Here is a 6,930-nt window from a genome sequence, read left to right on the forward strand (position 1 = left end):
GTTCTAAGCTTGTTTCACCGCTAAACCTAATTATCTATTCTATGATTATTAATAACAAAGAAAGCTTTCCCATCATCGGTGCGACTGATTTTGGGGCTTTACTCAGTCGAAATGGAGATATTACCTTATGTTATGAAGGTGTTTTTGCTAATTTAAACACCTTATCTGCTGATGGTTATCAGCTGGTTAATCTCAATTTTAAAAATGCGTTTTCGAGCCTTCCTGCTCATACGCTTTTGCATACTCAAACCTATTTTTGTTTTAACGATTATGCTGAAGGTGATATTCATTTACAAGCTTCCTCTGAAACCTATCTTGGAGGAGCTAACGAACGTTTACTTTTTGAAAAAAGGTTTAAACAAACCAAAAGTTATCTATTCTTTACTTTGGTCAATACTCCTCCTACCAAGAAAACGCTCTCCACCAATGGCATTTTTAGTTCCCTTATCAAAGTAGATAAGAAGAACATACAAAAAGAGGTTATTGAGAAATTTACATCCAGTATTGAAATTTTTCTTAGAACACTAGGACAAGGCATGGACTTTTCTTTTCATTTGGTGCTTGAAAAAGATTTATTAGGTACAAAAAGCCATCTTAATCTTTGTTAAAAATACATGATGCTATTAAGGATGTTATTTACCTTCCAGATAAAAACTGCTTGAAAGTGGGTGATAAATACTGTGGAATCTATCAAATTGACCCTATTCTATCCATCAACGATACCATTTCAAGTTTTACAGCAGATAAAAATCTTTCCACTGAAATCAGTTTTTTCCCTGCTGCCTTGTGTAAATCATTTACGCATAAAATAGACGGAGAGTGTATTTACAATGTAGTGATTTATAAAGAAAGTCTTGAAAATGTAAAATCCTCTCTACAAAGTCTTATCAAACAAAAAAGTGGTATTCTTTCTTTTTCAGAGGAAAATGGACACTCTTTACAGGATACCAAGCTCTTTCTTCAAAACTTGATTGATGGCTCTGGACGCTTATCTCCTATTCGCTTTTATGCCAATCTCGTTTTCTGGCATGCTGATAGTTATGAAGAATTTAAAGTACTAAAATCTCAAATCAATGATGGTTTCAAAAAAGTTGATTTAATCCCTTTTGAATGCAATGAAGAATTACCCATTGTCTTTATGAATACCATGCCGGGCAATGCAGGTAACATCGGTGCCGATCAAATGATTTTGACGTATGATGCAGTGGGTTCGTCTTTTTTAAACGTTGAAGAAACCTTTGCCTTTGATGGGAAATCAGCCTTAGGCTTACCACTTGTCAATCGTAATGGATCAAGAGTAATTGTCGATGTATTTGCAGAAAGTGGGAATTCAAGACAGCGAAAAGCCATTACTGGATACAATTTCTTTTGCTTAGGACCAACGGGGTCTGGAAAATCCGTAAGCATGAATTATTTAGTCCGCTGGGCTGTGGAAAGTGGAGCATTTGTGATGCTCGTTGACGTTGGACATAGCTATGAAAATCTTTGTAAAAATTATCTTAAAGGCTCTTACTTCTCATTTGGTGATGAAGTCCCCATTAAAATTAATCCTTTTGTGATTGATGCTGAAATGCCTTCCGAAAGGCGTTTGGATATGATACTAAAAATGCTTCTCAAAGCTTGGAAAGGAGATGAAACGCCCAGCAAACTAGATGAAAACATTGTTTTACAATCTATTAGCTACTATTACAATTATATAGCGGCAAAGAAAAGAGAGGAAAACGAAATGATTCCGCTTTGTTTTAATAGCTATTATGAATACATGGCGAATGTTTTCAGACATAAGGATTTACCTCATTTGAACACGTCCAAACTTTTTGATATCAACCACTTTTTAGATGTATTAAAGATTTTTCATGTGGGTGGTATTTATGCAGAAGTATTAAATGCTTCTTATCCAATTGACCTTAAGAATGAACGTTTTATTGTTTTTGAGTTAGATAATATTAAAGGGAATAAAGTACTTTTTCCACTTGTTGTCATTTACATGATGGGTACGTATGAGGAGATTCTCAAAGAAAAACTTAATCAAAGAAAATATCTGATTATCGAAGAAGCTTGGAAGGCTATTATGTCAGATATGTTTGCCGAATACATCAAAGAGGTTTATAAAACTGCCAGAAAGTTTAAAGGAACCATTGGTTTGGTAACGCAGGAATTAGATGACATCATCTCCTCTCCTATTATCAAAGAAACCGTCGTTACTCAGTCTGATATTAAGTTTATTCTCTCAATGGCTAAGTATATGAAAAAGATTGACAAAATCGCTCAGGTACTTTCTTTGGAGGATAAACACGTTGCTATGTTGTTAAGTCTTAATCGTGATTTGAAAGTAGATGACAGGTTCAGAGAATTATTGATTCTTTGGACTAATGAAGTGTATGGTGTCTATGGCATTTTATTGTCTTACAAAGAGTACTGGGCGTATACCACCGAAGCCCCTGAGAAGAATTTAGTCAAATTTCTTTATTTGAGGGAGTTCAACCGAAATTTTGAATTGACAATTAATTACCTCGCTGAGTTGATGATGAATCTTAATGGCTCACCCCAAGCAGTTATCAAATTCTGTGATGAAAAATTCAATTATAATTCTAAAATCAGTCATAACCCTCGCATGATTTCTTATGAATATGAGTAAAGAAAAAAGCTTTGAAATCAAGTATCTCAGAGATATTGATCGCATTAACCATACTGGCAAGTACCTTGTTTTTGGCGTATTGGGTTTTGCCCTTATCCTGGTTATTACTTCAATGGTTTTGTATAAAGATGCTATTACTTCTCAAAAGCCTAAACCCTACATCATGGATAAAAATGGAGAGATTCGTAAAGTATATGATGTTTATAATGATGGCTTTGAATTAGTAGCTAAAAAGGCAATGGTGGCCAAAGCTCATGAGCTTTTTTTTCGCTTAGAACCTGATGAGCAGCAAATCCATAGTAATATCCAAAAGAGTTTTTACTATGCTGACTTTATTCCATTGTACGAATTTTACAATAGCCAAAACTATTATAATAACATCGTTCAACGAAATGCCATTCAGTACATCAAAGTGATAGTATTGTCTTTAGAGGCTCTATGGGGCGGTTTTATGGCAAGGTTTTACTCAGAGGACAAGGAGGTGTTACCAAAGAAAGCTTTTTCATTACTGAATTTTCGATGGAAGAAAGAGACAGGACGGATAATAATCTCTATGGCTTTTTTCTCAATAAAATGAAGGTTATCGACAATAAGGAAATTAATAGTCGAGGGGCAAAAGATGTGGTCATCAATCCAAGTAATCCTTAGCTTTTTAAGGATTTTCCCATCCCTAATTTTGTTATAGTTGGCTCTTTATCGTTGAACAATATGGAAAAATATTTTAACCTAAGCTTTCTTAAATATCCTATTTCACTGATTATCAATATGATTCTTGTGGGATTTTACTTATACATTTTTCCTCCGAAAGATGGAACTGCCAATACACATGAAAATGAATTTTCCGCCATCAATTTTCACATTCCTGCGGCCGATAAAAAGATTGAAGAAAAAACGCCTTTTAATCAAAAAAAGGAAATGGAGAATGAGCGTTTTTGGGCCACCGAACCCGTACAAAATTCTCCCAATTCATTGGAGAATCATCCTAAGCATTTAGGAAAGACTCCTGTCGATTCTTCTAAACTACCCGTGAAAAGGCAGCAGGTTTATGCAAGTGTAAACAGCGCTACTAATCAGTATAAAAACCTCCTAACCATTCAGCGATTGGAGGAAAGAATCAAAGTATTAGAAACGGTCAATAAACCAACAGAAGTTAAAAACAATGTGACTAATACGCTTAAAACTAATAAAGACTCCGAAAAATCTAAAAACGATGGATTTAGCTTTAGTGATGCTGATTTAAAAGCTAAAAACGATCAAACCGCAGCATGGGATAATCCTTTTTTGTCGCCTATCAATAATCGCTTTTATGCTAATCATCAAACAAAAGAAGAGATACCGACCATTGGTCTTGAGCCCAGTAACAGATTAGGAAGTTTAGAAAAGAGTAAGCAAAGTATTTTAATCAAGGGGAAATTATTAGAATCTAAAACAGTGCGTAATAATACAACAGTCAAAATCATGCTGACTGAAAGTAAATCCTTGGGTAATTTTCATTATCAGGCGGGTGATATTATTGGTGCTAAAAGCCATATTCAGGGAGATAGACTATTACTTTCTGTAGAGGGTTATATCAAAAATGATATTTATCAAACGCTCAACGCTCAGGTGATGGATCTGGATGGTTTAATGGGCTTGAAAGTAAGCATTGATGCAGAAAACGAAATGCAAAAGAATGCTTGGGGACAAAATGTGGGAAGTACTTTGGGATCTATGAATCCGCTATTGGTTTATAATCCACAAGGAAGTCTTGCCCAAACCGTCGGCAATCAGGTGGTGGGTTCTTTAGTCAATCAGTCCCTGAATGGAGCCAATCAATATGTCAATGCAAAAATTAGGGATATAAAAGTCAGCATTAAAACAGGACAACAACTATTCCTCTTAATCAACAACTAATCTATGAAAAATTTAAAATACCTACTCTCCTACTGTTTGATGCTGTTTTCGCTCTTGATGGAAGCACAGACATTAAACTTGGTTAAAAAAGATTCTAATGCGATCACTACTTCCGCCAACCAGAAAAAAGTCTTGACTTTCAAAGAGCATAACATCAAAGGGAGCTATCCTGTGAGTGTCGCTTTTTATAAGACTACTCATATTGTGTTTGATGCCCCTATTAAATATTTTGATGCTGGCTCTAACCGAATTATTTGTGATAGAGTGGAAGGTGTCGATAATTTATTAAAGCTTAAAGCGGCTCAAATAGGCATTTTTGAAACCAATGTTACCGTCATTACGCATGATGGAAAGTATTATAGCTTTCTGGTTTCTTATAACGAATCTCCCAACAAACTCAATATTACAATGGCGGCAGGCTTAAATGATGCTTTTGAACAAAAGTTTAGCGATAGACCTGAGAAAATAATCTTTGCCGATACTTATTATACGGAAACGGAGATGATTCATTTTTCTAAAAAGATGATTGAGCTCTCAAAAGGTAGGCATACTATTCAGCACATTGCTGATAAAGTAGGGAATGTACAGTTCAAACTCATACAGTTGGCTACCAAAGAAGGAAAGATTATTGTATGTATTAACATGAAAAATAGCTCTCCCTTAGATTATAGTTTGGAGTATATGAAGTTTTATGTCCGTGATAAAACAAAGCGCAAAAAGGAGGTCTCTCAAGAAATTGAACTCAAACCCGATTTTGTTTACGTAGAGCAAGAGGGTGTTGCAGATAGGCGTAAACTTGGAGACGCCGGTGCTTCTTTCAATGTTGTGTTTATGATGCCTAAGTTTTCAATTGGCAAAGACAAACACTTTGAAATTGACATCGTAGAGAAAGATGGTAGCCGTAATATGAACCTCAAAGTTGATTATGAAACCTTTTACTATCAGATGAATAAATTATGAAAACATACTTTTTGATAGCCATCCTAATAACAGGATATTCAACCGACTCTCAGGGACAAATCAGGAATAAAAGCACAAAATACCTTGAAGTTTCAAGCGGGATACCGATACTTTTTGAGGATAACAATTTCCCACAAAACTGGCAACAAGGTGATAGATTTCATGCCCTATCCTTGTGTTTTGGTACTGCTACATCAAATTATCATCGAATTGGTTTTGCTTACCGACAAGAGAAAATACAAAATAATGCTACTTCTCTCAAAAACTATCAATTAAAATATAGCTATGAAGCCACTTTACTAAAAGGAAAATATCATCTTTCATATCTGGGCTTTTTATATGGAATAGGTGCTGGATTTCAATCACTTAGTAGTAGCATAGGTAATGAAAACAGTCAAGGTAAAGCTTATCCATTCTTAACGATTGGCTTTAATGTTGAGAAATTTTTCTCTCCTAAAATAGCCATTTTTGCCAGCGTTCATGCCGATGGGACAACCGCTGCGATTACTCGGCAAATCAAAGCAAATGCTCAAGTAGGTCTAAAATTTAAACTCTTTGATGCCCTATAGTCCTAATAAACCTGATTGTAATTAATCCAATAGGTAAACTTGTTATATCAATAAAAAAACATTGGAATGGTGTTGTAAACAGATTGATAAATCAGTTGTCATAGTAAGATAAAATGCCCTATATAAAAGGCTAAGTACCCATTATTCAAGTAAATCTTAAATCGTATTTAAGATTTACTTGAATAATACATCCTTAACAATAGCCATTATGCTTGTATTCTATATAGACTTTATCACCTCCTTATGCTTTTTAGCATTCATTGCCTTTTTGGAGAGAAGGGGAATTGTTAGTAATGAAATGAAGTACTCATCGCAATTTGCGCAGAAGTTTAATTTATTGATTTACAGGAATGCTAGGCTATATGTACTCCCTTATTTCTATGCCATTACGCTTTTAAATAACCTTGAAACTGTTTATGGGATAAAGCCTTTTGTCGGGCAAATCCTTTACTTTTTAATTGCTTTTATTCTTCAGGGATTAATCTGGCTAAGAATACAAAAAGTGACTACAGTTACTTTTTACAAGCAATTAAGATTTGTGATGCAAAAGCTTCATCTTAAATATTTCAGCATTCCCACAAAGAATGCTACTGATGAGCAAAAAGAAAAGCTTTTACAAGAGAAATCATCGACTCATTTTACGTTTCAGGAAATCCATTTCCTGCTGAATTCATGTACTTTACCTGTACTTTTTATCATTAGTAATTCATATTTTTTTGCAAAGCTGTTTTCCTATTTTCTAAATCATAGCTGAATTGGTTTGTTAAGTTATACCCAGAGCAAACTTCGTCCAAATTGGATGTTGTTTTTGTGCTTTTTGAATTGGCGTTAAGTTATCAATACCCTGATGTGGTCGTTGGAAATTATATT

The 6,930-nt window shown here is 34.6% G+C and carries 7 protein-coding genes; all 7 read left to right on the plus strand.

The genetic code is table 11. The features are described 5' to 3' along the window. Nucleotides 1-41 precede the first annotated feature (41 nt). The 7 genes from VB264_RS17315 (at nt 42) to VB264_RS17345 (ending at nt 6,814) form a co-directional block, all read left to right on the plus strand. Nucleotides 42-608 (plus strand): hypothetical protein, encoded by a 567-nt coding sequence (locus tag VB264_RS17315; RefSeq protein WP_323251287.1) that lies wholly within the window; start codon nt 42-44, stop codon nt 606-608. Further along, a complete protein-coding gene (locus VB264_RS17320) occupies nt 602-2,638 on the plus strand; it encodes a TraG family conjugative transposon ATPase (RefSeq protein ID WP_323251289.1) in 2,037 nt (678 codons plus the stop codon). The genes VB264_RS17315 and VB264_RS17320 overlap by 7 nt, the downstream gene beginning before the upstream one ends. Further along, the gene (locus tag VB264_RS17325) at nt 2,631-3,215 is read left to right on the plus strand and encodes a hypothetical protein (protein WP_323251291.1); all 585 of its coding nucleotides are present in this window, start codon (nt 2,631-2,633) and stop codon (nt 3,213-3,215) included. The genes VB264_RS17320 and VB264_RS17325 overlap by 8 nt, the downstream gene beginning before the upstream one ends. A 131-nt stretch (nt 3,216-3,346) precedes the next feature. Then, on the plus strand, nt 3,347-4,531 hold the full coding sequence (gene traM / locus VB264_RS17330; protein WP_323251293.1) for a conjugative transposon protein TraM: 1,185 nt from the start codon (nt 3,347-3,349) through the stop codon (nt 4,529-4,531). Between the two features lie 3 nt (nt 4,532-4,534). Further along, on the plus strand, nt 4,535-5,491 hold the full coding sequence (traN, locus tag VB264_RS17335; RefSeq protein WP_323251295.1) for a conjugative transposon protein TraN: 957 nt from the start codon (nt 4,535-4,537) through the stop codon (nt 5,489-5,491). Further along, entirely contained in the window at nt 5,488-6,060 is a 573-nt protein-coding gene (locus VB264_RS17340; RefSeq protein WP_323251297.1) for a hypothetical protein, read from the plus strand. The genes traN and VB264_RS17340 overlap by 4 nt, the downstream gene beginning before the upstream one ends. A 208-nt stretch (nt 6,061-6,268) precedes the next feature. After that, complete coding sequence (locus VB264_RS17345; protein WP_323251299.1) at nt 6,269-6,814, plus strand: hypothetical protein; 546 nt, start codon at nt 6,269-6,271, stop codon at nt 6,812-6,814. Nucleotides 6,815-6,930: the final 116 nt, after the last annotated feature.

Source organism: Arcicella aquatica (genome assembly GCF_034928825.1).
In the GTDB taxonomy this organism is placed as follows: Bacteria; Bacteroidota; Bacteroidia; order Cytophagales; family Spirosomataceae; genus Arcicella; species Arcicella aquatica.

What these genes read in the sequence shown, in the direction of transcription:
- traN (WP_323251295.1), top strand. Translation starts at nt 4,535, where the DNA reads ATGAAAAATTTAAAATACCTACTCTCCTACTGTTTGATGCTGTTTTCG.
- VB264_RS17315 (WP_323251287.1), top strand. Translation starts at nt 42, where the DNA reads ATGATTATTAATAACAAAGAAAGCTTTCCCATCATCGGTGCGACTGAT.
- traM (WP_323251293.1), top strand. Translation starts at nt 3,347, where the DNA reads ATGGAAAAATATTTTAACCTAAGCTTTCTTAAATATCCTATTTCACTG.
- VB264_RS17325 (WP_323251291.1), top strand. Translation starts at nt 2,631, where the DNA reads ATGAGTAAAGAAAAAAGCTTTGAAATCAAGTATCTCAGAGATATTGAT.
- VB264_RS17340 (WP_323251297.1), top strand. Translation starts at nt 5,488, where the DNA reads ATGAAAACATACTTTTTGATAGCCATCCTAATAACAGGATATTCAACC.
- VB264_RS17345 (WP_323251299.1), top strand. Translation starts at nt 6,269, where the DNA reads ATGCTTGTATTCTATATAGACTTTATCACCTCCTTATGCTTTTTAGCA.